Here is a 25,645-nt window from a genome sequence, read left to right as displayed (position 1 = left end):
ACGGCCCCATTTGCGGTATCGTCCGGCTCTCAATCCGTTCATCCAGGGTCGCCGCATGGCGCGTTTCTACCTTTCCGTCAGCCTTCTGTTCTACCTCCTGGCCCTCTGCTTCGATGCCGTGCACCTCGCCGGCGGCGGCGCCATGCCCGCCTTGCAGATGCTGCTTCAAGGACCTTGGGGCATTGTCTTCGGTCTGTTCGGCTGGTTCGCCAATCCGCTGTTCGGCCTGGCCCTGTTGGTACGCCGGCGCTGGCGCTGGTTCTCGCTGCTGCTCGGCCTCTGGTCGTTGTACCTGGCCCTCGCCAGCCACGGTATCGAGCGCTTGCCGGATAACCACAGCTACAGTTTCCACGACGTCAGCGGTTTCGCCGCCGGTTACTACCTCTGGGTGATCGCCCTCGGCGCGTTCTGCGCCGGCCAGGCCTGGTGGTGCAGCCGCGGGCGGGCAAGCGAAGTGCCGCGCTGGAGCCTGGCGGACGGCGGACTCGCGCTGCTGCTGTTGGTGGTGGTGATCATCGGCCTGCGCGATGCGGACCTGCGGTTTGATATCGAGCGGGCTTTCGAGTGGCCGTCGCCTTCATCGGACCAGCACACCCCGCGCAAGGAAGACACCATTTGAACAAGCCCGTGCTGAGCGCGGAAACCGTCACCGCGATTGCCCTGGAAAACCCGGTCAACGCCGCCTTGCTGCGGATCCTCGCCGACCTCGACCTGCCGGACGCCATGCTCACCGCCGGCTGTCTGTTTCAGGCGCTGTGGAACCGTGAAGCCGGGCGCCCGCTCGATTGGGGCGTGAAGGATTACGACGTCATCTACTTTGACGAAGACCTGTCCTGGGAGGCGGAAGATCGGGTGATCCAGCGCGTGCGCCGGGCCTGCGGCGACCTCGCCGACAAGGTCGAGGTGCGCAACCAGGCGCGGGTGCACGTCTGGTATGAAGCGAAGTTCGGCGCGGCCTATCCGCCGTTGCAGTCAGTCACAGACGGCATCGACCGCTACCTGGTGCGCTCGACCTGCCTCGGGCTGGAGGTGCGCAGTGGGGCGTTGTACAGCACCCACGGGCTGGATGATTTGCGCGACGGCGTGCTGCGCAGCAACCCGCTGAATCACCAGCCGGCGATGTTCTTGCGCAAGGCCCGGAGCTATCAGGAACGGTGGGACTGGCTGACGATCGTGGCGTGAGCGGGCGCGGGCCGGTTCCGTCAGGTCCGCGGGCTCAAATGGAGGCGCTGCCGATCAGAAGTCGTAGCGCGCACTCACCGCGAAATTCCGCGGATTGCCGTACAGCCCTTGTGCTCCGTAGAGGCTGGTCATATAGGTTTTGTCGAACAGGTTGTTCAGGTTCAACGAACCCGACAGGTGTTCGCTGACCTTGTAGCGGGCCATGGCGTTCACCACTGCGTAATCACCCTGGGTCACCTGATAATCACCGAACTCGACGTGCGTCGGGCCGTACCAGTTCACGCCACCGCCGACCGTCAGGCGATTCCAGTCCCCTTGCAGGTTGTAGGTGCTCCACAGCTTGAGCATGTCGAGCGGAACGGTGGTCAGGGCCCGGTCGCCGTCAGCATCCTTGGTTTCGGAGTGGGTGTAGCTGGTGCTGAGGTTCCAGCCCGGCAGCAGTTCGCCGCTTACTTCCAGGTCATAGCCTTTGGTGGTGGCGCCTTTCACCGCGCGGGATGCCGTGGTGGTGGTGCCGGGCACGGTGTAGCCAGCGTCCAGTTCCGCCATGTTGTCCCGTTCGATCTGGTACAGCGCCACGCTGGCGTTCAGCGCCCCATTGAAGAACGCGCCTTTCCAGCCGGTTTCGTAGTTCTGCCCGGTGACCGGGTCGAGCACCGCGCCGTTGCGGTCCTGGTTGCTCTGCGGCTGGAAAATGTCGGTGTAGCTGACGTACACCGACTGCTCGGGCGTGAGGTCGTAGACGACCCCGGCATAGGGCGTGAACACGCCGTTCTCGCGGCGCCGCGAAGTGTTCGGCGCCAGGTTGCTGAAGTACGTCAGGTCGTAGTCGTAGCGGAAGTCCGAGACGCGCCCGCCGACGATCAGGCTCAGGTCATCGCTGAGCTTGAAGCGGTTGGCGGCAAACACGCCTTCCTGCTGGTAGCGGGTTTTCATCACGAAGCTGGGGGTGAAGGTGGTGCCTTTGGGCAGGTAGTTGTCCCAGGTATTGAAGTTGAACAGGTTGGCGATGCCGTCGCTCCAGACGTTATGGGTGTTGTCGTAGCTGGTGTAGTTGTAGCCGGCGACGAAGTCATGGGTCTGGCCGAACAGGCTCCACGGCCCTTGCACGGTGACGTTCAGGCCTTTCTGGGTCTGCTCGGCCTTGGCCAGGCCCCGGTCGGCACGGGCGTTGCCGGTCTGCTGGTTCAACGACGGCAGGACGCCGACGCCTTTGAACAGGTAATTGCCGATCAGGTCGGTGCGGTCGACATCCATGTAGTTGGCCGAGAGGTTCAGGCTCCAACCGTTGGCGAAGTTATGGTCCAGGGCAACCAGGTAGTTGTACGTCTCGATTTCGTCCTTGGCCCAGCGTGCACCCACGCTGGTGGAGCGCGAGAAGTGCGTGGGCTGGCCGTTGCTGTACACCAGCGGAACGCCGGCAGCGCCGTCGGCTTCGGTCTTCGCGTAGTCGATGCCGGTGCGCAGCACCGTGTCTTCGCCGAGGTCGAATTCCACCACGCCATAGAGAATGTCGCGGCTGTTGCCGTAGGCATCCATGAAGCTGTTCTGCTGTTGCCGAGCGCCGACCAGGCGTCCGCGAACATTACCGCTCTCGGTCAACGGCCCGGAGATATCGCCTTCGGTGCGGTACAGGTCCCACGAGCCCGCGCCGGCCTGCAGATAAGCCTGGAACTCGCGGGTCGGGCGTTTGCGCACCATGTTGATCAGCCCGCCCGGCGCGCCCGAGCCGGTCATCAGGCCGCTGGCGCCGCGCAGCACTTCGACGCGGTCGTAGAGCACCATGTCCATCGCGGTCTGCGGGATGGTGCGGGTCTGGCTGTCGCTCTGGGTGGTGATGCCGTCGATCTGGTAGTTCTCGATGACACTGCCGCGGGAGAACACGTCGAAGCGGTCCATGCCGCTGTACGAGACGTTGATTCCCGGTGTTTGTTCGAGCACATCGGTGAGGCGATCGAGCTTCTGGTCCTCGATGCGCTGGCGCGTCATCACGCTGACGGACTGCGGCGTTTCCCGCAGGGTCAGGGGCAGTTTGGTCGCGGTGCTGGTCGAGCCGGTGGTGTACGAGCCAGTGCCTTCGGTGGTTGCGCCGAGGCCGGCGCCGACCACCGAGGTGGCGCCCAGTTCGAGGGCGTTGGCGTTGCTCGGCACCGCCTCCAGCGAGTAGTTGCCGTCGCGGTTGACCAAGCCGAGGCCGCTGCCGCTCAGCAGTTGGCCGAGGCCGTCGATCACGCCGTAGTTGCCGCGCAGGCCGCGGCTTTGTTTGCCGGCGGTGAGGGTGGCGTCCACCGACAGCAGGATGCCGGCTTCGCGGGCGAACTGGTTCAGTGCCTGGTCCAGCGTTCCGGGGGCAATGGCGTATTCGCGCACCGCTTGCTGGCTGGCGCTGGCGGCCAGCACGGCGTGGCAAGGAAGCAGCGCGGCAGCGAGCGCACCGCTGATCAGCAGGGCGGGAGTGAGTCGAGGCGGGAGGGGCAACAGCGGCATTGCGGGACTTCCTTCTTGAGAGCGCTTCGGGGGATTCAAGAGGTATCCCGAACGAGCCGGCGAAACCGACAAGGCCGGCGGCAGATTTTTTTCAGTCCCGCGGCAGCACGCTGACCCAATAGCGGGTCATGCGCTGGACGCGCACCGGCAATGTCTGTTCCAGCGCCTGGAGAATCCGGTCGGTGTCCGCCAGCGGAAACACCCCCGACAACGGATAATTCGCCACCGCCGGATCGCACCGCAGCACACCCGGACGGTAGCGCGACAGTTCCGCGATAAAGCGCCCCAGCGACATTTGCTCGGCCACCAGCCGGCCTTCGCTCCAGGCGATGGCATTGAGGTCGGCCTTGCCCGGCGGGCCGTTGCGTTTCGAGGTGAACCACAGCGACTGGCCGGCCTTGAGCTGAACCGGCGAGCCTTCTCGCAGACGGATCTCCAGAGCGCCTTCGTACAACTGCACGCTGCTGCTCCCGGCCTGGGTCTGCACCGAGAAACGCGTGCCCAACGCTTGCACATCACCGGCCTCGGTTTCAACGATCAGGGCCGTGTGGGCGAAGGCCGGGTCATGGCCGCTGTTCAGCAGCACCTCGCCGCGCAACAGACGGATGCGCCGCTCGCGGTCGTTGAAACGGATATCCACGGCGGTGTCGGTGTTGAGCTGCAACTGGCTGCCGTCGGCGAGGGTGCGCTGCAGCGTTTCGCCGACGCCGCTGCGCAGATCGGCCATGGCCTCGCGCCAGGGCAACGCGCGGTGCGCGAGGGCGCCGCTGCCGCCAATCAGCAGCAGGGCAGTGAGCAATTTCAGGGTGTGGCGACGGCGCAGCTCCGGTTGCTGGCGCAGTACATTCAGGCTCGTCGCGGCAGGAACCTGGGTCAGTTCCTGCTGCAAGCGGCCCAGCCGTGACCAGGCCCGGCGATGCTCGGCGTCGCCCGCCAGCCAGGCGTCAAACGCCGCTTGCTGCTGGCTGTCCAGCGAGCCCTGCCAGTGCAGCATCAGCCAGTGACTGGCCTGCTCGACCACGGGTTCAGCGATGGGGGCGTCGGCGTGTCGGGTCATTCGCTGTACATCACCGCGTAGCAGGACTGGATCGCCCGGGTCATGTACTTCTGCACCGCGCTCAGGCTGACGTTCAGGCGCTCGGCGATCTGGGCATAGCCCAGGCCCTCGAACTGCGACAGCAGAAAGGCTTCGCGGACCCTGGCCGGCATGGCGTCGAGCATCCGGTCGATGCGCATCAGGGTTTCCATGATCAGGGCGCGGGTTTCAGGCGAGGGTTCCATGGCGTCGTCGGCGTGGGCGAGGGTGTCGAGGTAGGCCTGCTCGATGCGCTGGCGGCGCCATTGATCGATCACCAGATTGCGGGCGATCTGCAGCAGGTACTGACGGCCCTGGCCGAAGCCTGGCAGGCGGCGGGTGGCCAGCAGGCGGAGGAAGGTGTCCTGGGCGATATCGGCGGCATGTTCCCGGTCGGCGAGGCGTCGACGCAGCCAGCCTTGCAGCCAGCCGTGATGATCGGCATAGAGGTCGCGGATCTGCATCTGCACGCCTGACTCGGGCGAAGCCTCGACCACCTGCCTGTCCATGGATGTTTCCAGTTGTTAATGGGAATCGGTCGCAAGTGTAATGGCGGCGCTCACATTTGCAAACAGACAGTTTTTTCGGCGCCCCTCACGCCAACGCGCAGTTCCAGTTGTTGCGGATGGTCAGCCCATTGAAAACCACGTCGAAGCGGTGTTCGGTACGCAGGGCCTGCATCTTGTCATCGACGACCGGCACGATCGGCAGGTTGTAGGTTCGGGCGCAGTGGGTAATGGCGTTGATGACCCGGTCGTCGGAATAGAACCCCATGACGTCGCCAAGCCCCGGAACGTCGTACAGTTCCGGATCGATCGCATCGACCAGGTACTGATGCCCCTGGTGAACGCAGACTTTGATGAAGATGCCGGTCACCGTCGTGGCGGTGCTGAACAGCCGGGAGGTGCCCAGCACCACGATCTCGTTGTAGTGCGACTCGCCACCGGTGCCCTGGGTCTGGGTGATTACCTGGGCCAGGTTCGGGTAGCTGTGCAAGGCGTGTTTCAAGGCCATGTTGTTCTGGCCTTTGGCGATGCCCCGGGCCTGGTCGATGCCATTCATGGTGCGGGCGTTGTCGTTGGGGAACTGGATGTCGCGAGGGGCGAAGCCGAAGATGTTCCACACCGGCGCATTGATGATCCAGCCCAGCGGCGAGGCCGTGGAGCACTTGGTGCTGGACAGCAGGCTGCAACTGAGCACCAGGCTGGAAATCGTCGCCGGGTTGGACAGCGAGCGCAGCACCGGCTTGGCGATCACCCGGTTGGGCGCCGAGCCTTCACCGATCACGTAATCGGCCCAGCCGGCGTCATCGCTGGCCACTTCTTTCTGGGCGCCGAAGCCGTGCACCAGCATGGGGAACGTTTCGCCGTGGGGGACCAGCGGGTTGTAGGTGCAGCGATAACCCCAGCCACTGACTTCGGCGTTGTTGAAGTCGGGGCACAGGTTACGCAGCTTGTTGCGCACGTCCCGTTCGGAGAGGTTCATGTGCGGCCACAGGCTGCGGACGTAATCTGGCCGGGCCAGCACATCCATGATCAGGTACGCCCGCTGCAGGTCCGACGCGGAGTCGGTCAGCACCTGGGTCAGGGTGTTTTTCTGCGCCAGGGTCGCCCGGCTCAGGCGTTGTGCCACCAGCCTGCGTGCGGCCAGGCCGCAGACATTCTCGACCGCCCCGAGTGCCCACCTGGCTTGCGCGTGCTCGGCCAGCTCCAGTTGATCAAACATGCTCGACTGCTCCTTGAACCGCGCTGTGTGGGTGCGATGTCACTGTAATGGCAACTACGCGAGCGCTGAACAATAGTCGATCTTTTTGTTGCAGGGGAGGGTGTTGGCTGATGTGCGCGGAAGGAGGGTTTCGGTGGAGCAGACCCGCCATCGAAGGCGGGCCTGCTCTGGACGGCTCAAGCCTTGCGCTTGAGCGGCTCACCGTCGAACTTCACCCCGGCCAGGCCGTGGGCGATGAGGGCGCGGATGTTGCCGTGGTCGCTGCCTTCAGGGGTGGCCAGCACCGAGCGGTAATGCTCGCCGAACGCCAGCAGCGCTTCCTGATCGCTCAGGCCTTCCAGCAGGGCCAGGCCGAGGGTCTTGCAGGAACCTTCGTTTTGTCCGGCCGCGCTTTCCACGCCGCCGTTGTTGAAGGCGCGCTGTTCGTAGTCGTAGTGCTCGGCGATGAACGCCAGGGTGTCGGCGAAGGCGTGCTCGCCACTGTTGAGACGGGTACGCAGGGTGTTCAGGTCAGTCATGCGGTTTTCCTTTGGCGAACGCGGCTTGCTGCTCGGCGCTGGCTTCTTTCTGGTATTGGCTTTTCCATTGATCGTAAGGCATGCCGTAGACCACCTCGCGGGCGTCATCCAGGCTGACCTCGATCTGGCGTTCGTCCGCGGCGGCCTTGTACCACTTGGACAGGCAGTTGCGGCAGAAACCGGACAGGTTCATCAGGTCGATGTTCTGCACGTCGGTGCGGTTGCGCAGGTGTTCGACGAGGCGACGAAATGCCGCGGCTTCGAGTTCGAGTTGTTCTTGCGGGCTCATGGGCGTTCTCGTTATCAGGCGATACGGTTTTTCAGGTGGCGGCCACCGTTGATGACCACGCTGCTGCCGGTGCTGTACTGGCTTTCGAGCAGGAACAACACCGCGTCGATCAGCGGCTGGGCGCCGGGCTCGAATTCCAGCAGGGCCTTTTTCAGGGTCTGCTGGCGGTAGTGCTCGTCGCCGCCTTCTTTGAGGATCAACAGCCCCGGCAGGATGGCATTGACTCGCACGCTGGGGGCGTACTTCTCGGCGAACGACAGCACCATGTTCTGCAGCGCGGCCTTGGTCGCGGCGTAGCCGATATGGCTCTTGCTGCCGCGGGACGACGTTTCGTCGCAGATGTGGATGATGTCGGATTTTTCCAGCTTGAGCAGTTGCTCGCCCAGCGCCAGGTTCAGGTGGTACGGCGCTTCGACGTGCAGCTTGAACATGGTGTTGAGGTTGTTCAGGTCATCGTCGAGCCACAACGAGGCGTTGTGGATGATGCCGCGCAGGCCGTCGTAGTGGCTGCGCAGGTGCTCGATGAGGGCTTCGCGGTCCCGTTCGCTGCACAGGTCGGCCTGGAACTGGATGATATTCGGATGCGCCGCGGTCGGATTCTTGCTGCGGCTGGCGCTGACGACCGTGTGGCCGGCCTGCGCCAGTCGCGTGGCCAGCGCCAGCCCGACTCGCTGGCTGCCACCGGTAACTAGGATTGGGCTGTTCATAAGCGGGAACGATCAACTTTTCAGGTTCGCAGGGTCAGGTGCCAGCATACCCGAACTCGCCGCCATTGACCGCCCCCGGGGCCCTCAGCGGCTTTCCAGCGAACCGGGCTCAGGCGCCGCTGGCCGTGGGCCCTTGGCCGGGGCATTGAGCCAGTTGGCGAGGCAGCGGGTCGATAGCGGAATGAAGAAATAGACCATCAGCGGCGTCAGCCCAAGGGTGCTGAGCAGGATGCGGGGCAGCAGGCTCAGTTCGGCCAGCCAGTGACCGAACAGCAGGTTGAACGCCAGCGACACCGGAAAGAACGCCAGCCAGATTGCCACCGCCTGCTTCCAGCGCGGCGGGCGCTGCGCGGTGCTGTTGCCGAACCAGCCTTCGATGCCGCTGACGCGTTGTTCGGTGGGTTGCTGGAACAAGCCGTTACCGCGGGCCAGCCAGGCGCTGCGCGAGGCGGAAAACTCCCAGGCGTGGAGGGTCTTTTCGTCGACGAAGCGGAAGATGATCTGGAACTCGTCGCCCTGGGGCGGCGGTGCGAGAACCCCGGAACCGAGGTAGCCGGGAAAATCGGTGGCGAGCTGCTCGCCTTCGTGCAGCCAGGCGATCATGTCCTGGTAACGGCCTTCGGCGACGCGCCGCGCGACCATCAGGGTAACGGGAGGGGTAGACATCGTGTATCTCCTGACGAATGCCCGCAGCGGGTAGCCGCGACCATGGAACGCAACCCGGGGTGTTGGGCTGCGTCCGAAAACAAGCAAGGATTATTCCGTAAATTACGTGACTCGTCAGTGTTGGCGTGACGGAGTGCACAGATGGCCTTTGGCCCGAAGAGCATGTGAAGGGGTAGAATGCCGGACATTTCCTACAGCAGGCGGCGCTCCGGCGATGATCGACCCGACCTCACTCACGGACCGTGGGCTGCAACACGAAGAGTTGTTTCCCATCCGTGAAGTCTCGCGCCTGACCGGCATCAACCCGGTCACCCTGCGTGCCTGGGAGCGCCGTTATGGGCTGATCCAGCCGACGCGCACCGAAAGTGGGCACCGCTTGTATTCCCGCGCCGATATCGACGAGGTCCGCCATATCCTTGGCTGGATCGAGCGCGGCGTGGCGGTGAGCAAGGTGGGCAAGATTCTCGCCCGCAACCGCGGCGGCGATGTGCGGCCCAGCGAAGTGGCCGATCCGCCGTCCGTCGACGACCACGAAAAATGGCAGGCGCTGCTGGGCCAGGCCGTGCGGGCGTTCGATGAAGTCCGGCTGGAGCGGGTCTACGGGCAGGTCTTTGCCAGCTATCCGCTAAGCGTGGTGTTCCAGGACATCCTGATGCCGGTCTGGCAGGAATTGCGGATCGCCCATGACGGCTTTGGCCGCACCAGCGAGTGGCTGTTTCTCGACACCTTCCTGCGCGCCCGGGCCTGGCAGCGCCTGCAGCTGGCGCGGGAGCAACAGGAGGTCCGCGTGGTACTGACGGCGCTGCCCGAGCAGTGCCGGGAGCTGGAGCTGCTGGTGTGCGCCTTGTTGCTGGGCAGCAGCGAGATTGCCGTGTCGGTCCTGGCGCCGGGCCAGCCGCTGGAAGAACTCAGCCTGGTCTGTGAGCGTATGGCGCCGGATGCGCTGGTGCTGTTCTCCAACCATTCACCCGCCGCCGATCTGCCCAAGCGTCTGGCGCGCCTGGCACTGGCGCTGGATTGCCCGCTGTTGTTTGCCGGCGAAGGGGCGGAGCTGGCTCAGGACAGCCTGGTCGGTTCGCAGATTATCTGCCTGGGGGGCGAGGGACGTTTGATGCGGCGGCGTCTGCAACAAGCGTTGGACGGCCATCTGGATACCTGACGCCGCTCAGGAAGAATGCAGTTCCGGGTGGGCGAGGCGGTGCTGCTGGAGGATGTACTGGCGCAGCCGCTCGATTTCTTCCGGCGGGTGCTGGCTCAACTTGTAGGCCGCCAGACCTTCGGCGGTAAGCCGTTGCAAGGTGCCGCGCAGGGCGATTGGCGCGATGCCGTCGGGGCTGAACCACAGGTTGAAGGCTTTTGGCGGTTTCTTGCCGGCCGGTACTTCCACCAGCGCACCCTTGAAGGAAATTTCCCGGACTTTCAGGCCGCTGCTCAGGCCCAGTTCGTCTTCGAGCATCACCGGCGTGTCCAGCGTCAGGCGCCAGGGCCGAACCACTTCGCCTTCTTCATAGATGCTCGGGGCGCCGACTTGCAGGTGCAGGGCATGGAATTCATCTTCCACCAGCACCAGCGGAAAACTCATCTGCTGGTTCTCGAACTGCGCCTGCACGGTCACCTGCTCATTGGCCACCAGTCGGGTGAGCAACGCCTGGACTTCGCTGCGGCCATTGAGGCGCAGGCTGGAGTTGGGGTCGACGCGGTTGAGCTGGGGCGAGCGGTGAACGCTCTGGATAAAGTCCAGCTCATCCTGAGTCAGAAGGGCATCGGCTTGCATGATAGGGAATGCCGCGAATTTTCCGGGTGATAAGTGGACAGCAAATCCGTGCCTTGGTTTAGGACCGCTGGTCGTTTTCCAGGCAACGGATACGTTCCCGAGCCTCGGCCAACTCGCGTTCCAGTTCTGCCACGCGCTGCTCGGCGTGCACTGGGCGGCTGACGTCTTTCTGAATACCGATGAAATAGGTGAGCTGGTCGGCTTCGTTGAACACCGGTGTGATCGACAGCTCGTTCCAGAAGGCGCTGCCGTCCTTGCGGTAGTTGCGCAGCACTTCCCGGCACGGCTGGCCGCTCTGCAGCGCCTGGCGAATCCGCTCGCGAGCGGGCTGGTCGCGGTCGTCTCCTTGGAGGAAGCGACAGTCGCTGTAGAGGATCTCATTGGCGTCGTAACCCGTCAGGCGCTCGAACGCCGGGTTCACGTAAATCAGGATGGTGTCGTCGCCTTCCTGTTCGGCGACCACGATGCCGTCGTTGGAGGCATCGATCATGCGTTGCAGCAAGGTGGCGTTGATCATGGGTAACCGGTGCGTAGGCAACTGGAGTGGGCAATTCTAGTGCATTGGCGGCCGGCGGATAAGGCCTTTTGCCAGCGACGGGTGTTAGTATCCTACGCTTTTGCTCAGATACGGAATCCGCTATGAAAGTCGTCATCCTGTCCGGGTCGGTGTATGGCACCGCCGAAGAAGTCGCCCGTCATGCCCAGTCACTGCTCAAGGCTGCGGGTTTTGACACGTTGCACGCTGCCCGTGCGACCCTCGCCGATGTTCAGGCATTCGCCCCCGAGGCTTTTCTTGCCGTGACCTCCACCACCGGTATGGGCGAACTGCCGGATGGCCTGCTGCCGCTGTTCAGCGAAATGCGTGACAGCCTGCCGGCCGCGTGGCGTGGTCGGCCGGGTGCGGTAGTGGCGCTGGGCGATTCCAGCTACGGCGATACCTTCTGTGGCGGTGGCGAACAACTGCGCGAGCTGTTCGCCGAGCTGGGCGTCGAGGAAGTCCAGCCGATGCTGCGCCTGGACGCCAGCGAAACCGTGACCCCGGAAACCGATGCCGAGCCGTGGCTGGCCGAGTTCATCGGCAAGCTGCGCGGCTGATCAGCCCGGCGGGTTTTCCTGCAACAGTTGCAACCAGGCCCGCGCCGCCGCCGACAGGTACGCGCCGCGGCGCCAGATGAAGGCGATGTCCCAGCGCAGGTCGCGGGGTTCGGTCAGGCTCAGGCGAACCACGCCGGGCCGCTCCAGCGCCCGCGCCACCACGCGCGGCAGCAACACCACGCCTTGGCCGGCGGCCACCAGCGCGGCAAGAAAGTCCGCCTGGCCGCTGCGGCCACCTTCCTTCGGCGTGAAGCCCAAGGCCTGACAGGCACTGAGCAGCCGGTCATTCAGCACGAAGCTGCGCTGATACAGCAGGAACGGCGTCTGCGCCAATTCTTCCAATTGCACACTGCCATTGCCCGCCAGCGGATGGTCCAGCGGTAGCAGCGCGTCCAGCGGTTCGTTGCAGAACGGTTGATGGTCGAAGGCCGGGTCCTGCGGCGTGAGGCTGCCGCCCAGTTCCAGTTCGCCACTGAGCACCGACTGTTCGATGGAGCGGCTGCCGCCTTCGAGCAGGTGCACGGTGATATTCGGATAACGCCGACGGTACTCGGCGAACAGTCCGGCGAACAGCGCATCACTTCCCAGCAGCGGCAGGCCCAGGCGCAACTCGCCGCGGGCCAGTTGGCTGAGGTCGTCCAGTTCGTTCTGCAGGGCCTGGCGCAGGTGCAGCATGTCTTCGCCGCGCTCCAGCACGACCTTGCCAGCGGCGGTCAGGTGCAGGCGCGACGCGTGCCGTTCCAGCAGCACCACGCCAAGATCCTGCTCCAGTTGCGCCACCTGCTTGCTCACGGCGGACTGGCTGATGTGCAGGGTCTGCGCGGCTTGGGTGAAACCGCCGCGGTGCACCACTTCGATGAAGCTGCGCAGTTGCTTGAAGTCCATGGTCTGGATTCCGTTTTGGAATGCTTCTCAGTCTAACAATTCGCTTTTTGCATGTATGAGCAAATTTTACAATGGGCTCCCCTGAGGACCCTTCGATGAAACTCGTGAACCTGAAATTCCTTGCGCGCCTGCTTGCCGAGCTGGGCGTGCTGCTGGCGCTTTACCTGCTCGGCGGGCAGTTGGCGAGCTGGTTGGGGTGGCCGATTCCCGGTGGCGTGATCGGCCTGGCGCTGCTGCTGGCGCTGTTCGCCAGCGGCTGGCTCAAGCCCGCCGCCTTGCAGCGGGGCGCTGCGGTATTGATGGCGGAAATGCTGCTGTTCTTCATCCCGGCGCTGATGAGCCTGCTGGACTACGGCACGCTGCTGCGCAGCGACGGCTGGCGGATTCTGCTGGTGATCGCCGTCAGCACGTTACTGGTGATGCTGGTGACCGCCTTCACTGTGGAATGGGTTTGCCGTCGGAGCCTGCGCCATGAGCCTTGAACCGATGCCGCTGTTCTGGCTGGCGCTGACGCTGGTGACTTACCTCGGCAGCCGCTGGCTGTACCGGCGCACCGGGCGCTACCTGTTGTCGCCGCTGATCCTGGTGCCCGCCGTGCTGCTGGCCATCGCTGTGCCGCTGCACACCGGCTACGCCGAATATTCCCGCGACACCCACTGGTTGATGGCCGTGCTTGGCCCGGTGACCGTGGCCTTCGCCGTACCGATCTGGCAGCAGCGGCGGCTGCTCGCCCGGCACTGGCCGGCGTTGGGCCTGGGCATGTTGATGGGCAGCGCGGCGTCGATCGCCAGTTCCTGGGCGCTGGCGCGGCTGCTGTCGCTGGACAGCGCGGTGAGCCTGTCGCTGCTGCCGCGTTCGATCACCACGCCGTTCGCCATGCCGCTGGCCCAGGAACTGGGCGGCGTACCGGAACTGACCGCGGTATTCGTGATGTTCACCGGCGTGCTCGGCGCATTGTTCGGTGGCGTGCTGTTGCGCTGGCTGCCACTGCGCACGCCGCTGGCGCGGGGCGCGCTGTTCGGCGTCGGTGCCCACGGCGCGGGCGTCAGCCGGGCCCATGAGGTGGGCGGCGAAGAGGGTTCCGTGGCGGGGCTGGTGATGGTCCTGACCGGTTTGCTCAACCTGTTTGCCGCGCCACTGTTGTCGGCGCTGCTCTGACATTTGGCGCGGCTGACTCGCAGGGTCATCAAGCTGGCTGCGAAGGCAACTTTCGATTCGGGCAGGCGTGACTATGCTGTCCAACAGAGCACAGAACATGTGCCGCGTGCCCGACACTTAACACAACCCTCTAACCGAGATCCCGCTAATGCCATTGGCAGAGATACCTCTGTGCGTCTGGCGTACACGGAGCCTGGGATTCACGTTCCGCGGCCAGAGCATTCGCTACTGGACGGCAGGGCAGGGAGAGCCACTGCTACTCATTCACGGATTTCCCACCGCCAGTTGGGACTGGCATTACCTCTGGCAGCCACTGGCCCAGCGTTTTCGCCTGATCGCCTGCGACATGCTCGGCTTCGGCGATTCGGCCAAACCGCCGCGACATCGCTACAGCCTGCTGGAGCAGGCTGATCTGCAACAGGCGTTGCTGGCACACCTGCAGGTGCATGAACCCGTGCACATCCTTGCCCACGACTACGGCGGCAGCGTCGCCCAGGAACTGTTGGCCCGACACCATGAAGGCGTGGCCGAAGTCGCCACGTGCGCCTTTCTCAACGCTGGCTTGTTTCCCGAACGTCACCGCTCGCTGCTTGCCCAGCGCTTGCTGCTCAGCCACCTCGGCTGGCTGGTGGCGCGGACCTTCAATCGCGATGATCTGGTGCACAGCGTCAGCCAGATCTATGGCCCCTGCACTCAGCCCAGTGAAAGCGCGCTGGACGATTGCTGGAGCCTGATCACCTCGAACCGCGGCAATCGCATCCTGCACCGATTGTCGGCCTACGTGCCCGAGCGCCTAGCCTATCGAGAGCGGTGGGTGGGCGCGTTGCAACAGGCGCGGATGCCGTTGCGCTTCATCAGCGGCGCGGTGGACCCGGTGTGCGGTGCGCACATGCTCGAGCGCTACCGTGAACTGGTGCCGCTGCCCGACACCGTGACCCTTCCGGGCATCGGTCACTACCCGCATACCGAAGCACCGGCGCAGGTGCTGCGGCACTACCTGGATTTTCGCCAGCAACCCTTGACCAGCAGCCTGCAGAAAGTCGCCTGGTCCTGACCCCGTCGTTACTTATTGCGCGCCATTCAGCGTCCGCCCGGTTGATTGTCCCGGGTCGGGCGCTGGTCGACACTGCGCGTTCCGTTCCCTGTTCAGTTGGAGTTGTGCCATGACCGATTCGGTGCGCCTGGAAGACAAAGTGGTGATCGTCACGGGAGCCGGCGGCGGCCTCGGTCGCGCCCACGCCCTGCTGTTCGCCCGCCACGGAGCGAAAGTGGTGGTCAACGACCTGGGCGGCTCGACCCACGGCGAGGGCGCCAATGCCTCGGCGGCGGACCGCGTGGTGGCGCAGATCCGCGAAGCGGGCGGCACCGCGGTGGCCAACCATGATTCGGTCACCGACGGCCAGCGCATCGTCGAACAGGCCCTGGACAGCTTCGGCCGCATCGACGTGGTGGTGAACAACGCGGGCATCCTGCGTGACAAGACCTTCCACAAAATGGACGACGCCGATTGGGACCTGGTCTACAAGGTCCACGTCGAGGGCGCCTACAAAGTCACTCGCGCCGCCTGGCCGCATTTGCGCGAGCAGAACTGGGGGCGGGTGATCTTCACCTCGTCGACCTCGGGCATCTACGGCAACTTTGGCCAGGCCAACTACGGCATGGCCAAGCTCGGCCTGTACGGCCTGACCCGCACCCTGGCGCTGGAAGGGCGCAAGAACGGCGTGCTGGTCAACGCCATCGCCCCCACGGGCGGCACGCGCATGACCGAAGGCCTGATTCCGCCGCAGGTGTTCGAACAGCTCAAGCCCGAACTGATCAGCCCGTTGGTGGTGTACCTGGGCAGCGAGCAGTGCCAGGACAGCGGCAACCTCTATGAAGTTGGCGGCGGCTGGATCGGCCAGGTGCGTTGGGAACGCAGCCTCGGCGCCGGTTTCGACCCGCAGCAGGGCTTCAGTGTCGAAGACGTCGCGGCCAACTGGGGCCGCATCGGTGACTTCGAAGGCGCGGTGCATCCGAAGGACAGCCTGGAAGCGCTGCAACAGATGATGGCCAATCTGCAGGCGTTCGCCGGTCGCTGAAGCGGCTCGTTTCCTGTCGTGATCTATGCTGGGAGGCCGTGATCGCGACATGGAGTGCGAACGATGTATGAATCAAAAAATGACACCGTCATCTCGGCCGAACAGTTTCGTAGCCGCCTGCTGCTGCATGCGCTGGGCGCCGGGTTGCTGGTGGTGGGCTCGATCCTGATCGGGGTGACCGGGCATCTGTATTTCGAAGAAGGCGTGAAGTGGTACGACGCGGCGTTCAACGCCACCTTGCTGCTGGGTGGCATGGGGCCGGTGGACTTGCCGGAGACGCCGGGCGGCAAGGTGTTTTTCGCTGTGTACGGGTTGTACGTGGGCCTGGTGTTTGTCGCCAGCATCGGCCTGATTCTGGCGCCGGTGGCGCACCGGTTGTTGCACCGGTTTCATTGTGACGACTGATTTGGCGACGCCATAAAAAAGGCCGCTGCAAAGGCAGCGGCCAAGTAAGACGCAGATCAAGGAGCTTCAAAATCAACGTCGGTGAAACTGAAGGGTGACGCTTCGGAACAACAATCGAGGAGCACTCTAGGGGGAGAGTATTAACCGACCATTAAGGGGGCCGAAGCGTCAACTTCGCGCCTTGGCGAACACCGGATCGCCAAGACAGGACAAAGGATAGTCAGCTCCAACCTGCGGAAAAATAGTGCTTTCTGACATTCACTGTTGCGCTGCTCGCAACAGTGCACCAAAGCGGGTCACTGCGCTTCTTCATAGCCCATTCGCCAACTGATCGCCTTCGCCGCTGCCAGCAGCTTGTCGGCGGCGGGGCCTTGTTCGTCGGCATGGAAGATCGAGGTCGGGCCGACCACGGTGATTACCGCGGCAACCTTGCCCATCGCGTTGAACACCGGCGCCGACAGCGCATCCACCCCCGGCATCAGCAAACCGTGCACATGGTGCAGACCGCGTTCGCGGATGCGGGCGAACAGTTGCTCGTACTCCGCGGCGCTGTGCCCGGCTTGCGCCAGTTCCTCGTCACGCAGTTCGATGGTTTCCCGCTCCGGCAGGTAGGCGCCGAACACCAGCCCGGTGGACGAGCTGAGCAGCGGCAGCACCGAACCGATCTGCGTGACCACCGTCACCGCGCGCACCGCCGGCTCGATATTCACCACCGTCGCACCCTGGTTGCCCCACACGGCGATGAAGCAGCTTTCATTCAGCTCGTCGCGCAATTGCGACAGCGGCATCGCCGCGACCTTCAACACCTCCATTCCGCCCAATGCCGCCAGGCCGACCCGCAGCGCTTCACGGCCCAGGCCGTAGTGGTTGGTGGCCTGGTCCTGCTCGGCGAACCCGCTGGCGATCAGCGCCTGGAGATAGCGATGGACCTTGCTCGCCGGCATCTGCACGTGTTCGGCCAGGCGCGACAGCGAGGTGGCCGGGGACAACTGCGCGAGGGCCTTGAGGATGTCGGTGCCGACTTCCGCCGAGCGAACCTTCTGTTTGCCGTTGTCGGCAGGGGGCGTGGCTTTGGGCATGGGTGTGTTCACTGTGCGGGGCAGGAATTCGGAGATGTTGGGCCCCGAAGAAGGACGGCGGTCTTTATAACTTGACGCCCCCAGGCAATCAAATTACGTTATGCGTAATCAAATTACGAATAACAATAACGCAGAAGCGCCGCCATCGCTGCCTACGGCAGGCCGGGTGGTCAACCTGCCACAACCGGCCTGGACACGGCCTGGAGGCTCGATGAACCTCGATTCCACTTCCGCCCTCGCTTACCAGAGCGGCTTCGGCAACGAATTCGCCAGCGAGGCACTGCCCGGCGCCCTGCCGGTCGGCCAGAACTCCCCGCAGAAAGCGCCTTACGGTCTGTACGCCGAATTGCTGTCGGGCACCGCGTTCACCATGACCCGCCACGAACAACGCCGCACCTGGCTGTACCGCATCCGTCCTTCGGCGCTGCACCCGGCGTTCGTGCGTCTGGAGCGGCAACTGGCTGGCGGTTCGCTGGGTGCGATCACGCCCAACCGCCTGCGCTGGAGCCCGCTGGAGATGCCGGCCGAGCCCACCGATTTCATCGACGGCTGGGTCACCATGGCGGCCAACTCGGCGGCGGAAAAACCAGCCGGCATCAGCATTCATTGCTACCGCGCCAATCGCTCCATGGAACGCGTGTTCTTCAATGCCGACGGTGAATTGCTGTTGGTGCCGCAACAGGGCCGCCTGGGTCTGTTCACCGAATTGGGCCGGCTGGAAGTGGGGCCGCTGGAAATCGCGGTGATCCCGCGCGGGATGAAATTCCGTGTCGAGCTGCTGGACGGTGAAGCCCGCGGCTACATCGCCGAAAACCACGGCGCGCCGCTGCGCATCCCGGACCTCGGCCCGATCGGCAGCAACGGCCTGGCCAACCCGCGCGACTTCCTCGCCCCGGTGGCGCACTACGAGGAGCAGACCGGCCCGGTGCAACTGGTGCAGAAATTCCTCGGCGAACTGTGGGGCTGCGAGTTGCAGCACTCGCCGCTGGATGTGGTCGCCTGGCACGGCAACAACGTGCCGTACAAATACGACCTGCGCCTGTTCAACACCATCGGCACCGTCAGCTACGACCATCCTGACCCGTCGATCTTCACCGTGCTCACCTCGCCGACCAGTGTGCCGGGCATGGCCAACCTCGACTTCGTGATCTTCCCGCCGCGCTGGATGGTCGCCGAGAAAACCTTCCGTCCACCGTGGTTCCACCGCAACCTGATGAACGAGTTCATGGGCCTGATCCAAGGCGAGTACGACGCCAAGGCCGAAGGCTTCCTGCCCGGCGGCGCCTCGCTGCACGCCTGCATGAGCGCCCATGGCCCGGACGCCGAGACCTGCGCCAAGGCCATCGCCGTGGATCTGGCGCCGAACAAGATCGATAACACCATGGCCTTCATGTTCGAGACCAGCCAGGTGCTGCGTCCGAGCCGCCATGCGCTGGACTGCCCGCAGTTGCAGAACGACTACGATAGTTGCTGGGCCACGCTGCCGAGCACCTTCACCCCGAACCGGAGATAAGCATGAATCAGACCGCCATTGCCCGCAGTTGGGTCGAACACGCCAACGGGCATAGCGACTTCCCGCTGCAGAACCTGCCGCTGGGGATCTTCAGCCGCGCCGGTGGGGAACGCCGTTCGGGTGTCGCCATCGGTGATGCCATTCTCGACCTGGACGCCGTACTGGCTGCCGGCCTGTTCGACGGCGAAGCCCGCGCGGCTGTCGAAGCCACTCGCGGCGGCGCGCTCAACGCCTTCTTCGCTCTGGGTCGCGGCGCCCGTGTCGCCCTGCGCCAGCGCCTGCTGGAACTGCTGGCGCAAGACAGCCCGCACCAGGCTGCGCTGAAGGCCGCGCTGTACCCGGCCAGCGAGTGCGAACTGCACCTGCCGGCGCGGATTGGCGACTACACCGACTTCTACGTCGGCATCGAGCACGCCAAGAACGTCGGCAAGCTGTTCCGCCCCGACAACCCGCTGCTGCCCAACTACAAATACGTGCCGATCGGTTATCACGGTCGCGCCTCGACCATCCGTCCGTCCGGCACCGACGTGCGCCGTCCGAAGGGCCAGACCCTGCCGGCCGGGCAGACCGAGCCGAGCTTCGGCCCGTGCGCGCGACTGGACTACGAGCTGGAAATCGGCATCTGGATCGGCCAGGGCAATGACCTGGGCGACGCCATCCCGGTGGCCGAGGCCGCCGAGCACATCGCCGGTTTCTGCCTGCTCAACGACTGGTCGGCGCGGGATATCCAGGCGTGGGAATACCAGCCGCTGGGTCCGTTCCTGTCCAAGAGCTTCATTTCCACCGTTTCTCCCTGGGTCGTTACCGCCGAGGCATTGGAGCCGTTCCGTTGCGCCCAGCCGGCGCGTCCGGAAGGCGATCCGCAGCCGCTGTCGTACCTGCTGGACAAGCGCGATCAGGCCGGTGGCGCTTTCGATATTGAACTGGAAGTGCTGCTGCTCACCGAGCGCATGCGCGAGCAGAACCTGCCCGCCCATCGCCTGACCCTGAGCAACACCCTGAGCATGTACTGGACCGTGGCGCAGATGGTTGCGCACCACAGCGTCAACGGTTGCCAGTTGCAGCCGGGCGACCTGTTCGGCTCCGGCACCTTGTCTGGCGCCAAGCCTGGCCAGTTCGGCAGCCTGCTGGAGATCACCGAGGGCGGCAAACTGCCGGTGGAACTGGCGAGCGGCGAAGTGCGCAAGTTCCTCGAAGACGGCGACGAAATCATCCTGCGTGCCCGCGCCAGGCGCGACGGCGTGGCCAGCATCGGCTTCGGCGAATGCCGCGGCAAAGTTGTCGCGGCGCACTGAGAGGGCAGGGGCATGGAACTCTTCACCTACTACCGTTCCACCTCGTCGTATCGGGTACGCATCGCGCTGGCGCTCAAGCAACTGGAGTTCCAGTCGCTGCCGGTCAACCTGCTCAAGGGTGAACAGCGCGAAGAACACTTCCTCGCGCTCAACCCCCAGGGCCGGGTGCCGGCACTGAAAGCCGATTCCGGTGAAGTGCTGGTGCAGTCGCCGGCGATCATCGAGTACCTGGAAGAGGTTTATCCACAGCCCGCGCTACTGCCGCAGGACCCGGTGCAACGCGCCCGGGCCCGGGGCGTGGCGGCGTTGATCGGCTGCGATATCCATCCGCTGCACAACGTCAGCGTGCTGAACCAGTTGCGTCAACTGGGGCAGGACGACGCGGCGGTGAACCAGTGGATTGCCCACTGGATCAGCCAGGGCCTGGCGGCGGTGGAGCAGTTGATTGGCGACAGCGGCTTTTGCTTCGGTGATGAGCCGGGATTGGCGGATGTGTACCTGATTCCGCAGGTGTATGCGGCCAAGCGCTTCAATATCGATCTGGGCGGCTATCCGCGGATCTTGCGGGTGGTGGAGTTGGCGGAGGAGCATCCGGCGTTCGTGATTGCGCATCCTTCGCGGCAGCCGGATACGCCGGCGGCGGGGTGAATACAAGGGCCTCATCGCTGGATTGCCAGCGATGAGACCCTAATGAACTGACCTCTTCCCCGGCGGCAACTGCGCCAACCGCTCCGTCAGCCGCAACCGCTGGATCGGATCATCGGTCAGCAGCAACGCATGCTCCAGGTCGAAGCGCTCGGCGTGGGGGCAATCCAGATGCTGATAGAGCGTCGCCCGCGCCAGGTAATCACTGGCCAGCGGCGGCCCCAGATCCAGTACCCGTTCGGCATCCTTCAACGCCGCCAGATCGTTGTCATGGGTCGCATGCAACTGCCGCAAATTACGCGATAGGCGCTGAAGCATCTGCCGCGCACTGGCGACCTGCAGATGTTCCGCACTCAACGGCACCTGCGGACCGAACTGGCGTCCAAGCAACTCGCGGCAATCGGCCGGGTACAATCGCCGCCCGCCGCACGGATCAAGCAGATGATCCGCCCCCGGCACCCGCAGCAGAAAATGCCCCGGAAAATTCACTCCTTCCAGCGGAATCGACAACCCGCGCGCCAACTCCAGGGTCAGCAGCGCCAGCGTCAACGGCTGGCCGCGACGGCGTAGCAGCAACTGATCGAGCATTCCGGCCTGGGGCCGCAGCGGGTGATATTCGTCTTCCTGGAAACCCAGTGCGCAGAGCTTGCGCAGCAGGGGCTGAGCCAGTTCGGCCAGCGGCAGCATCGGCAGGCTGTTGCTCACCTCATGCTGCAGCGCCAGCACGGCGTTCATCACCTGTGCCGGCTGCACCTGGTCGTCATGCTCGGCGGCAATCCACAGCCCGGCCTCGAACAAGGCCGGGGGAGTGCGTTCCAGACAGTCCAGGCAGGCTTGGCGTGGGTTCATGGTGGTCTCCGCTGAGAGCTTCTGTTTTAGCCCTCGCACACCGTTTCGTCCAGTGCCCCGGCAGGCTTCGGGGCGCCGCCTATACTTGTTTCAGCACTTAACGAGGGCCCGCAGATGTTCGCTCTCATGCAAAGCACGCGCACCCAGTCATTGCACCTGTGTATCGACCAGACCACCGGCCTCAAGGCGGTGATCGCGATCCACAACGAGCGGCTGGGCCCCGCGCTGGGCGGTTGTCGCTACCTGGCCTACCCGGATGACGACAGCGCCATGACCGACGCCATTCGTCTGGCCCAAGGCATGACCTACAAGGCGGCGCTGGCCGGCTTGTCGCTGGGCGGCGGCAAAGCGGTGATCATCCGCAATCCCCATGTGGAAAACCGCGCGGCGCTGTTCGAGGCGTTCGGGCGTTTCATCGAGTCGCTGGAAGGCCGCTACATCACCGCGACCGACAGCGGCACCTCGACCCTGGACATGGACTGCATCGCCCAGACCACCCGCCACGTCACCAGCACCACCCGCGCCGGCGATCCTTCCCCGCATTCCGCCATGGGCGTGTTCGCCGGCATCCGCGCCACGTCGATGGCGCGGCTGGGCAGCGACAACCTGGAAGGTTTGCGGGTGGCGGTTCAGGGCTTGGGCAATGTTGGCTATGCGCTGGCCGAGCAACTGCATGCGGCGGGAGCGGAATTGCTGGTCAGCGATCACGATCGGGGACGGGTGCAACTGGCGATGGAGCAGTTCAATGCGCAGCCAGTGGCGCCTGAAGCGCTGGTCGGCACGCCCTGCGATATCTTCGCGCCGTGCGGGCTCGGTTCGGTGCTGACCGGGCAGAGCGTGATGCAACTGCGCTGCGCGGCGGTGGCGGGCTCGGCGAACAACCAGTTGACCAGCCTGCAGGTGGCCGACCAACTGGAAAACCGCGGCATTCTCTATGCGCCGGACTACGTCATCAATTCCGGTGGACTGATCTACGTAGCCCTGACCCATCAGGGCCAGGATCCCGTCGCCATCACCGCGCACCTGTCGCGGATTCCCACCCGGCTGACCGAGGTATTCGCCCACGCCCAGGCGGAAAAACGCTCGCCGGCGCGGGTCGCCGAGCAACTGGCCGAACGCCTGGTGTACGGCGGCTGAGGCTTATTCCGCTGGCGCGTCGAGCAGTTCGGACAGGGCGTCCGGCTGGCTCTTGAACGCCTTGGCGAACACATCGCGGTTTTTCGCCATGTAGATACCGGCTTCCTCGACCTGCTGCTCGCTCAGCGACGGCACGGCTTTTTTCAACACGTCGGCCAACAGCTCGGCCAGTTCCAGCATCTTGTCGTGACGATCTGCTTCGGCTTTATCCATGAACAAGCGCTCCAGGTCGCGGCTGCTGCGGTACACCACTTCGACGGCCATTCATCACCTCACATGCCTTTCGATAATTGAAGATTGCGAATACTGGGTTTTTATACAGTAATCCAGCAATGCTGGATAGTGGCATTTTTATAGCTCAGATTTTGCAGTTGATGCGGAACAGGCGTGTCTTGCGGCAATTGGTCGCCTTCTCAAACGGGGCCCCTGGCCTTTTTACTGCATGCAGGCAAAGCGTCATGTGCTTGTCGCATCCTCCGTCGAAGTCGTACCAAGGAATCCGCATCGTGAACATCAAATGGGCTGACAAACTGCGCAAGGGCCTGCATGGCGCCGCCGACTCGCTGGGCAATCTGTGCGTCGAGTCGTTCCACTACCTGGCCCTGTTCGGCATCGGCGGCATCACCGCCTGGGCCGCGGTAGTGACTTTCATCGAGATGCTCGGCAAGGGCGGGGTCAGCGTCGACGATATCCTCCTGCTGTTCATCTACCTCGAGCTGGGCGCGATGGTGGGGATTTACTTCAAGACCAACCACATGCCGATCCGCTTCCTGCTCTATGTGGCAATCACCGCACTGACCCGCCTGCTGATCGGCGATGTTTCCCACCACAAGGCGCCGGATGTCGGGCTGCTGTACCTGTGCGGCGGCATCCTGCTGCTGTCGTTCTCGATCCTGGTGGTGCGCTATGCCTCGTCGCGCTATCCGTCGAGCCGGGTGATCGATGCCAATGGCAAGGAGATCGAGGAAGGGCGTTGATGGCTTTCTAGGCTCTGTATGAAAGGCCTTGATACTCGGTGATGCTGCGTTGAAAACAGCCTCGGAATGCTCATTTACAACCCGTAAACTCCGCTTCCTCGGCTGTTTTCGCCTTGCCTGACCTTCGTCTCAAGGCTTTTCATACAAGCCTAAGTCGCTTATAACCAAACGATCTGCAAGATTTTTCCGCCTCACTCCACAAGCGGAGGTCAGCCAATGATCCAGGACCTCCGCAATGCCCCATTACCTCGACGACGCCCAGCGCGAAGATGTGCTGCGCCTGCAAGCCAGTTTTCTCGGCCGCAGCGAGTGGCCGACCTGGCTGTTGCTGGTCGGCGTCTATGCCGGCTGGTTCGCGTTGCTGCTGGGCAGTCCGGTCCTTGGCGTGTGGCCGACGACCGTGTTGCTGGTGCCGCTGCTGGTGCTCTGGCTGTCGCTGCAACATGAGCTGCTGCACGGTCATCCGACGCGCTTCCTCTGGCTGAACAAGCTGATCGGCTACGCGCCGTTCGCGGTCTGGTATCCGTACACCCTGTACCGCGACAGCCACCTGCTGCACCACCGCGATGAAGACCTCACCTTGCCGGGCCGCGACCCGGAAAGCCGCTACCTCAGCCGTCAGCACTGGCAACGCACGCCGCGCCTGGCGCGGGCGTTGCGCTGGTTGGACAAGACCGTGCCGGGGCGGGTGCTCAGTGGTGCGCCGCAAGCGCTGTTTGGCCTGGCGCGGGAGGAATTTGCCCGGTTGGCGAAGGGTGATCGCCAGGCCTGGCTGATGTGGCTGACCCACGGCGCCGTCACCCTGCTGATGTTCACCTTCATCGCCCAATACAGCGCGCTGTCGGTGGCGCACTACGTGTTTTTCGTCAGCGTGCCGGCGTTGTCGGTGGCGATGGTGCGTTCGTTTTATGAGCACCGTCCCGCCGAACGGCCGGAGCAGCGCACCGTGCTCAACGAGGCCGGCTGGCCCTGGAGCTGGCTGTTCCTGCACCTGAACCTGCACCTGGTGCATCACGATCTTCCGGGCTTGCAGTGGTATTTCCTGCCGCAGGTCTACCGTCGGCGCCGCGAGCAGTGGCTGGCGCGCAGCGGCGGCTTCCTGGTGCACGGCTATGGCGAGCTGTTTCGCCGCAACGCCTTGCGCCCCATCGACAGCCCCGAACATCCCCACGCCTGAGCCGGAGTCCGCCCATGTCCCAGGGTTTTGCCGAATTGTTGATGTACGTGGCGCCACCGCGGGTCTGTGCTGCCAGTGAGGCGTGGTTGCAGCGCACGCTGGCGCTGCTCGGTGCCAGCCGCCTCGACGCGGGCGGGCTGGACCTGCCGGGCTTGTGGCTGTCGCCGCACTTGCTCTTCACCCAAACCTGCGGCTATCCGTTGATGACCCTGCTGCGCGGCAAGGTGCAGGTGATTGGCCGGCCCGTCTACGAACTGCCCTACAGCGGCGGTGGCGACCATTGCAGCCTGCTGGTGGCCCGGGTGGATGACCCGCGCCGCGAGCTGGCGGCGTTTTTCGACAGCCACGGCCTGATCAACAGCCCCGATTCCAATTCCGGCATGAATCTGCTGCGCCATCGCCTCGCGCCACTGCAACGCGAGGGCCGCTTCTTTTCGGCCATCAGCTACACCGGCGGCCATCGCGACAGCCTGCGCGCCTTGCGCGAGCGGCGCGGCGATCTGGCGGCCATCGACAGCGTGACCTGGGGTTACCTCGCCCGTGACCACAGCGAAGAAGTCGCCGGGCTGCGCATCATCGACATCAGCGCGCCAAGCCCGACCCTGCCGTTCATCGGCCCCGCGCACCTCGACGAGCACGCTGCGGCGCTTATCCGCGACGCGCTGAGCCAGGCGCTGCAGGACTTGCCGGAAGTCGCCGCGACCCTCGCGATCAGTCGCGTGCTACCGGCGAGCGAGGCGGATTACCAGGTGCTGCTGGATTACCGCGACGAGGCCGCCAAGCGGGGCTTGGCGCGGATTCACCCCGAAGACGGGTAATTCCATTAGCGAATATAAGAATGCTTTTTAAATATTTTTAAAGAATAAGACCTCCCACTAGCATGGCGTCACCGGACCACCGGACATTTCAAGCAATCCTCCTTCTGGAGC

General features: G+C 64.3%; 30 protein-coding genes. 16 read left to right on the top strand and 14 right to left on the bottom strand.

The genetic code is table 11. The annotated features are described in order from the left end of the window. Positions 1-55: 55 nt before the first annotated feature. Together NTD88_RS19980 and NTD88_RS19975 are read left to right on the top strand one after the other, a co-directional pair. On the top strand, positions 56-619 hold the full coding sequence (locus NTD88_RS19980) for a hypothetical protein (RefSeq protein ID WP_262154580.1): 564 nt from the start codon (positions 56-58) through the stop codon (positions 617-619). Next, the gene (locus NTD88_RS19975) at positions 616-1,182 is read left to right on the top strand and encodes a nucleotidyltransferase family protein (RefSeq protein WP_262154579.1); all 567 of its coding nucleotides are present in this window, start codon (positions 616-618) and stop codon (positions 1,180-1,182) included. Before NTD88_RS19980 ends, NTD88_RS19975 begins: the two co-directional genes overlap by 4 nt. 54 nt (positions 1,183-1,236) lie before the next feature. Here the strand turns inward: NTD88_RS19975 and NTD88_RS19970 are convergent, their stop codons facing one another. The 8 genes from NTD88_RS19970 to NTD88_RS19935 form a co-directional block, all read right to left on the bottom strand. Then, the gene (locus NTD88_RS19970; protein WP_262154577.1) at positions 1,237-3,669 is read right to left on the bottom strand and encodes a TonB-dependent siderophore receptor; all 2,433 of its coding nucleotides are present in this window, start codon (positions 3,667-3,669) and stop codon (positions 1,237-1,239) included. 91 nt (positions 3,670-3,760) lie between these two features. After that, positions 3,761-4,726: a FecR domain-containing protein gene (locus NTD88_RS19965; RefSeq protein WP_262154575.1), complete on the bottom strand. Its 966-nt coding sequence runs from the start codon at positions 4,724-4,726 to the stop codon at positions 3,761-3,763. Next, positions 4,723-5,253, bottom strand: a complete 531-nt coding sequence (locus tag NTD88_RS19960) for a sigma-70 family RNA polymerase sigma factor (RefSeq protein WP_262154572.1) — start codon at positions 5,251-5,253, stop codon at positions 4,723-4,725. Before NTD88_RS19960 ends, NTD88_RS19965 begins: the two co-directional genes overlap by 4 nt. An 85-nt stretch (positions 5,254-5,338) precedes the next feature. After that, positions 5,339-6,469, bottom strand: a complete 1,131-nt coding sequence (locus NTD88_RS19955; protein ID WP_262154571.1) for a hypothetical protein — start codon at positions 6,467-6,469, stop codon at positions 5,339-5,341. Positions 6,470-6,645: 176 nt separating this feature from the next. Next, the gene (locus NTD88_RS19950) at positions 6,646-6,987 is read right to left on the bottom strand and encodes a HopJ type III effector protein (RefSeq protein ID WP_095154439.1); all 342 of its coding nucleotides are present in this window, start codon (positions 6,985-6,987) and stop codon (positions 6,646-6,648) included. Further along, positions 6,980-7,276: a DUF1244 domain-containing protein gene (locus NTD88_RS19945; protein WP_095154441.1), complete on the bottom strand. Its 297-nt coding sequence runs from the start codon at positions 7,274-7,276 to the stop codon at positions 6,980-6,982. The genes NTD88_RS19950 and NTD88_RS19945 overlap by 8 nt, the downstream gene beginning before the upstream one ends. Positions 7,277-7,290: 14 nt before the next feature. Further along, positions 7,291-7,983: a dihydromonapterin reductase gene (gene folM, locus NTD88_RS19940; protein WP_262154568.1), complete on the bottom strand. Its 693-nt coding sequence runs from the start codon at positions 7,981-7,983 to the stop codon at positions 7,291-7,293. Between the two features lie 84 nt (positions 7,984-8,067). Beyond that, complete coding sequence (locus tag NTD88_RS19935) at positions 8,068-8,649, bottom strand: antibiotic biosynthesis monooxygenase (RefSeq protein WP_262154567.1); 582 nt, start codon at positions 8,647-8,649, stop codon at positions 8,068-8,070. Positions 8,650-8,863: 214 nt separating this feature from the next. Between NTD88_RS19935 and NTD88_RS19930 the strand changes: the two genes are divergently transcribed. Next, entirely contained in the window at positions 8,864-9,808 is a 945-nt protein-coding gene (locus tag NTD88_RS19930; RefSeq protein WP_262154566.1) for a MerR family transcriptional regulator, read from the top strand. Between the two features lie 6 nt (positions 9,809-9,814). Here the strand turns inward: NTD88_RS19930 and NTD88_RS19925 are convergent, their stop codons facing one another. Both NTD88_RS19925 and NTD88_RS19920 read right to left on the bottom strand, forming a co-directional pair. Next, positions 9,815-10,423 (bottom strand): hypothetical protein, encoded by a 609-nt coding sequence (locus NTD88_RS19925; RefSeq protein ID WP_262154564.1) that lies wholly within the window; start codon positions 10,421-10,423, stop codon positions 9,815-9,817. 58 nt (positions 10,424-10,481) lie between these two features. Then, complete coding sequence (locus tag NTD88_RS19920) at positions 10,482-10,940, bottom strand: PAS domain-containing protein (protein WP_262154563.1); 459 nt, start codon at positions 10,938-10,940, stop codon at positions 10,482-10,484. Between the two features lie 122 nt (positions 10,941-11,062). Between NTD88_RS19920 and NTD88_RS19915 the strand changes: the two genes are divergently transcribed. Further along, positions 11,063-11,518, top strand: a complete 456-nt coding sequence (locus tag NTD88_RS19915) for a flavodoxin (RefSeq protein WP_262154561.1) — start codon at positions 11,063-11,065, stop codon at positions 11,516-11,518. On the opposite strand, the gene NTD88_RS19910 is transcribed toward NTD88_RS19915, so the two are convergent. Next, positions 11,519-12,403, bottom strand: a complete 885-nt coding sequence (locus NTD88_RS19910; protein WP_262154559.1) for a LysR family transcriptional regulator — start codon at positions 12,401-12,403, stop codon at positions 11,519-11,521. 95 nt (positions 12,404-12,498) lie between these two features. Between NTD88_RS19910 and NTD88_RS19905 the strand changes: the two genes are divergently transcribed. The 5 genes from NTD88_RS19905 to NTD88_RS19885 all read left to right on the top strand — a co-directional run bounded on the left by NTD88_RS19905 (position 12,499) and on the right by NTD88_RS19885 (position 16,044). Next, on the top strand, positions 12,499-12,885 hold the full coding sequence (locus NTD88_RS19905; protein ID WP_262128132.1) for a CidA/LrgA family protein: 387 nt from the start codon (positions 12,499-12,501) through the stop codon (positions 12,883-12,885). Next, positions 12,875-13,561, top strand: coding sequence for an LrgB family protein (locus NTD88_RS19900; RefSeq protein ID WP_262154558.1), 687 nt, complete (start codon positions 12,875-12,877; stop codon positions 13,559-13,561). Before NTD88_RS19905 ends, NTD88_RS19900 begins: the two co-directional genes overlap by 11 nt. A gap of 148 nt (positions 13,562-13,709) precedes the next feature. Then, positions 13,710-14,615, top strand: a complete 906-nt coding sequence (locus NTD88_RS19895) for an alpha/beta fold hydrolase (protein WP_262128134.1) — start codon at positions 13,710-13,712, stop codon at positions 14,613-14,615. 109 nt (positions 14,616-14,724) lie between these two features. Next, complete coding sequence (locus NTD88_RS19890; protein WP_095154462.1) at positions 14,725-15,639, top strand: SDR family oxidoreductase; 915 nt, start codon at positions 14,725-14,727, stop codon at positions 15,637-15,639. A gap of 63 nt (positions 15,640-15,702) precedes the next feature. Next, positions 15,703-16,044, top strand: a complete 342-nt coding sequence (locus NTD88_RS19885) for a superinfection exclusion B family protein (protein ID WP_262128136.1) — start codon at positions 15,703-15,705, stop codon at positions 16,042-16,044. A gap of 296 nt (positions 16,045-16,340) precedes the next feature. Here the strand turns inward: NTD88_RS19885 and NTD88_RS19880 are convergent, their stop codons facing one another. Then, the gene (locus tag NTD88_RS19880; RefSeq protein ID WP_262154556.1) at positions 16,341-17,123 is read right to left on the bottom strand and encodes an IclR family transcriptional regulator; all 783 of its coding nucleotides are present in this window, start codon (positions 17,121-17,123) and stop codon (positions 16,341-16,343) included. A gap of 211 nt (positions 17,124-17,334) precedes the next feature. Between NTD88_RS19880 and hmgA the strand changes: the two genes are divergently transcribed. Genes hmgA through maiA form a run of 3 tightly spaced genes read left to right on the top strand, consistent with a single transcriptional unit; the run spans position 17,335 to position 20,579 of the window. Then, complete coding sequence (gene hmgA / locus NTD88_RS19875) at positions 17,335-18,636, top strand: homogentisate 1,2-dioxygenase (protein WP_095154469.1); 1,302 nt, start codon at positions 17,335-17,337, stop codon at positions 18,634-18,636. A gap of 2 nt (positions 18,637-18,638) precedes the next feature. Then, a complete protein-coding gene (gene fahA / locus NTD88_RS19870; RefSeq protein ID WP_262128138.1) occupies positions 18,639-19,931 on the top strand; it encodes a fumarylacetoacetase in 1,293 nt (430 codons plus the stop codon). Positions 19,932-19,943: 12 nt separating this feature from the next. Next, on the top strand, positions 19,944-20,579 hold the full coding sequence (gene maiA, locus NTD88_RS19865) for a maleylacetoacetate isomerase (RefSeq protein ID WP_262154555.1): 636 nt from the start codon (positions 19,944-19,946) through the stop codon (positions 20,577-20,579). Positions 20,580-20,618: 39 nt separating this feature from the next. Here the strand turns inward: maiA and NTD88_RS19860 are convergent, their stop codons facing one another. Next, on the bottom strand, positions 20,619-21,425 hold the full coding sequence (locus NTD88_RS19860) for a SirB1 family protein (RefSeq protein ID WP_262128140.1): 807 nt from the start codon (positions 21,423-21,425) through the stop codon (positions 20,619-20,621). 114 nt (positions 21,426-21,539) lie between these two features. Between NTD88_RS19860 and NTD88_RS19855 the strand changes: the two genes are divergently transcribed. Continuing rightward, positions 21,540-22,562: a Leu/Phe/Val dehydrogenase gene (locus tag NTD88_RS19855; RefSeq protein ID WP_262154554.1), complete on the top strand. Its 1,023-nt coding sequence runs from the start codon at positions 21,540-21,542 to the stop codon at positions 22,560-22,562. 3 nt (positions 22,563-22,565) lie between these two features. On the opposite strand, the gene NTD88_RS19850 is transcribed toward NTD88_RS19855, so the two are convergent. Further along, complete coding sequence (locus NTD88_RS19850; protein ID WP_095154481.1) at positions 22,566-22,826, bottom strand: YebG family protein; 261 nt, start codon at positions 22,824-22,826, stop codon at positions 22,566-22,568. A gap of 242 nt (positions 22,827-23,068) precedes the next feature. On the opposite strand from NTD88_RS19850, the gene NTD88_RS19845 reads away from it, so the two are divergent. From NTD88_RS19845 to NTD88_RS19835, 3 genes are all read left to right on the top strand, one after another. Further along, on the top strand, positions 23,069-23,539 hold the full coding sequence (locus tag NTD88_RS19845) for a phosphate-starvation-inducible protein PsiE (RefSeq protein ID WP_262154553.1): 471 nt from the start codon (positions 23,069-23,071) through the stop codon (positions 23,537-23,539). A 235-nt stretch (positions 23,540-23,774) separates the two neighbouring features. After that, positions 23,775-24,716 (top strand): fatty acid desaturase, encoded by a 942-nt coding sequence (locus tag NTD88_RS19840; RefSeq protein ID WP_262154552.1) that lies wholly within the window; start codon positions 23,775-23,777, stop codon positions 24,714-24,716. A 14-nt stretch (positions 24,717-24,730) separates the two neighbouring features. After that, positions 24,731-25,534, top strand: a complete 804-nt coding sequence (locus NTD88_RS19835) for a phosphate/phosphite/phosphonate ABC transporter substrate-binding protein (RefSeq protein WP_262154551.1) — start codon at positions 24,731-24,733, stop codon at positions 25,532-25,534. Positions 25,535-25,645 lie beyond the last annotated feature (111 nt).

Source organism: Pseudomonas sp. 20P_3.2_Bac5, from assembly GCF_025466035.1.
Classification (GTDB): domain Bacteria; phylum Pseudomonadota; class Gammaproteobacteria; order Pseudomonadales; family Pseudomonadaceae; genus Aquipseudomonas.
This window is presented reverse-complemented; position numbering and strand designations above follow the sequence as displayed.

Bases quoted from the DNA above. Each gene is read 5' to 3' on its own strand.
- NTD88_RS19980 (WP_262154580.1), top strand. From the start codon at position 56: ATGGCGCGTTTCTACCTTTCCGTCAGCCTTCTGTTCTACCTCCTGGCC.
- NTD88_RS19970 (WP_262154577.1), bottom strand. From the start codon at position 3,669: ATGCCGCTGTTGCCCCTCCCGCCTCGACTCACTCCCGCCCTGCTGATC.
- NTD88_RS19965 (WP_262154575.1), bottom strand. From the start codon at position 4,726: ATGACCCGACACGCCGACGCCCCCATCGCTGAACCCGTGGTCGAGCAG.
- NTD88_RS19960 (WP_262154572.1), bottom strand. From the start codon at position 5,253: ATGGACAGGCAGGTGGTCGAGGCTTCGCCCGAGTCAGGCGTGCAGATG.
- NTD88_RS19955 (WP_262154571.1), bottom strand. From the start codon at position 6,469: ATGTTTGATCAACTGGAGCTGGCCGAGCACGCGCAAGCCAGGTGGGCA.
- NTD88_RS19950 (WP_095154439.1), bottom strand. From the start codon at position 6,987: ATGACTGACCTGAACACCCTGCGTACCCGTCTCAACAGTGGCGAGCAC.
- NTD88_RS19945 (WP_095154441.1), bottom strand. From the start codon at position 7,276: ATGAGCCCGCAAGAACAACTCGAACTCGAAGCCGCGGCATTTCGTCGC.
- folM (WP_262154568.1), bottom strand. From the start codon at position 7,983: ATGAACAGCCCAATCCTAGTTACCGGTGGCAGCCAGCGAGTCGGGCTG.
- NTD88_RS19935 (WP_262154567.1), bottom strand. From the start codon at position 8,649: ATGTCTACCCCTCCCGTTACCCTGATGGTCGCGCGGCGCGTCGCCGAA.
- NTD88_RS19930 (WP_262154566.1), top strand. From the start codon at position 8,864: ATGATCGACCCGACCTCACTCACGGACCGTGGGCTGCAACACGAAGAG.
- NTD88_RS19925 (WP_262154564.1), bottom strand. From the start codon at position 10,423: ATGCAAGCCGATGCCCTTCTGACTCAGGATGAGCTGGACTTTATCCAG.
- NTD88_RS19920 (WP_262154563.1), bottom strand. From the start codon at position 10,940: ATGATCAACGCCACCTTGCTGCAACGCATGATCGATGCCTCCAACGAC.
- NTD88_RS19915 (WP_262154561.1), top strand. From the start codon at position 11,063: ATGAAAGTCGTCATCCTGTCCGGGTCGGTGTATGGCACCGCCGAAGAA.
- NTD88_RS19910 (WP_262154559.1), bottom strand. From the start codon at position 12,403: ATGGACTTCAAGCAACTGCGCAGCTTCATCGAAGTGGTGCACCGCGGC.
- NTD88_RS19905 (WP_262128132.1), top strand. From the start codon at position 12,499: ATGAAACTCGTGAACCTGAAATTCCTTGCGCGCCTGCTTGCCGAGCTG.
- NTD88_RS19900 (WP_262154558.1), top strand. From the start codon at position 12,875: ATGAGCCTTGAACCGATGCCGCTGTTCTGGCTGGCGCTGACGCTGGTG.
- NTD88_RS19895 (WP_262128134.1), top strand. From the start codon at position 13,710: ATGCCATTGGCAGAGATACCTCTGTGCGTCTGGCGTACACGGAGCCTG.
- NTD88_RS19890 (WP_095154462.1), top strand. From the start codon at position 14,725: ATGACCGATTCGGTGCGCCTGGAAGACAAAGTGGTGATCGTCACGGGA.
- NTD88_RS19885 (WP_262128136.1), top strand. From the start codon at position 15,703: ATGTATGAATCAAAAAATGACACCGTCATCTCGGCCGAACAGTTTCGT.
- NTD88_RS19880 (WP_262154556.1), bottom strand. From the start codon at position 17,123: ATGCCCAAAGCCACGCCCCCTGCCGACAACGGCAAACAGAAGGTTCGC.
- hmgA (WP_095154469.1), top strand. From the start codon at position 17,335: ATGAACCTCGATTCCACTTCCGCCCTCGCTTACCAGAGCGGCTTCGGC.
- fahA (WP_262128138.1), top strand. From the start codon at position 18,639: ATGAATCAGACCGCCATTGCCCGCAGTTGGGTCGAACACGCCAACGGG.
- maiA (WP_262154555.1), top strand. From the start codon at position 19,944: ATGGAACTCTTCACCTACTACCGTTCCACCTCGTCGTATCGGGTACGC.
- NTD88_RS19860 (WP_262128140.1), bottom strand. From the start codon at position 21,425: ATGAACCCACGCCAAGCCTGCCTGGACTGTCTGGAACGCACTCCCCCG.
- NTD88_RS19855 (WP_262154554.1), top strand. From the start codon at position 21,540: ATGTTCGCTCTCATGCAAAGCACGCGCACCCAGTCATTGCACCTGTGT.
- NTD88_RS19850 (WP_095154481.1), bottom strand. From the start codon at position 22,826: ATGGCCGTCGAAGTGGTGTACCGCAGCAGCCGCGACCTGGAGCGCTTG.
- NTD88_RS19840 (WP_262154552.1), top strand. From the start codon at position 23,775: ATGCCCCATTACCTCGACGACGCCCAGCGCGAAGATGTGCTGCGCCTG.
- NTD88_RS19835 (WP_262154551.1), top strand. From the start codon at position 24,731: ATGTCCCAGGGTTTTGCCGAATTGTTGATGTACGTGGCGCCACCGCGG.